Origin of the sequence: Mesorhizobium sp. M7A.F.Ca.CA.002.09.1.1 (genome assembly GCF_003998555.1) — a bacterium.
GTDB lineage: Bacteria > Pseudomonadota > Alphaproteobacteria > Rhizobiales > Rhizobiaceae > Mesorhizobium > Mesorhizobium ciceri.
This window is the reverse complement of the sequence record NZ_RZRR01001439.1, coordinates 1-769: the sequence shown is the minus strand read 5'-3', so window position 1 is coordinate 769 and position 769 is coordinate 1. Positions and strand designations below refer to the sequence as shown.

The window sequence follows — 769 nt, the reverse complement described above, 5'->3', positions numbered from 1 at the left end:
TTCCTATCGCTACCCGGCGCCGCGCGAGACGGTGGACTTCGTCAGCAACGGCATGCGGCAGATGCGCGGCGAGCTGACGCCCGCGCAAGACAAGCGCATCGCCGGGCTGGGCATCGCCATGCCGTTCGAATTGTGGAACTGGGCCGATACCGCCGGCGCCCCGCGCGACGTGATGGACGAATGGCGTCACCGCGACATCAGGGCCGACATCCAGGCGCAATGCGATTTTCCGGTCTATTTGCAGAACGACGCCACGTCGGCCTGCGGCGCCGAACTCGTCTTCGGGCAGGCGGGCGCTGCGCGTGACTTCGTCTATTTCTATATCGGCGCCTTTGCCGGTGGCGGCATTGTGCTGAACGGCCGGCTTTTCGGCGGCCCGACCGGCAATGCCGGAGCGCTCGGCTCCATGCCCGTGCCCGGGCCGGACGGCAAGCCGACCCAACTGATCGATGTCGCTTCCATCGCCATGCTCGAAAAGGCGCTCAATGCGCGCGGCATCGAGGCCTCGCATCTGTGGACCTCGCCGGACGACTGGGGCGAGATCGGACCCGAACTCGACGGCTGGATCGCCAGCGCCTCAAGGGCGCTCGCTTACGCCATCGTCGCCGCATCCTCGATCATCGATTTCGAAGCGGCGGTGATCGACGGCTGGATGCCGAAGGCGGTGCGCCGCCAGCTGGTCGACGCCATCATTGCGGCAATCGCCACGATCGACGGCGAAGGCTTGAAGCTGCCCGCCATTCGCGAGGGAACCGTCGGTATCCATGCC

General features: G+C 66.6%; 1 protein-coding gene. It reads left to right on the top strand.

What is annotated here, in order from left to right; genetic code table 11:
- Positions 1 to 769 (top strand): ROK family protein (locus EN994_RS33845; protein WP_164746545.1); only part of this gene is annotated, 769 nt, incomplete at both ends.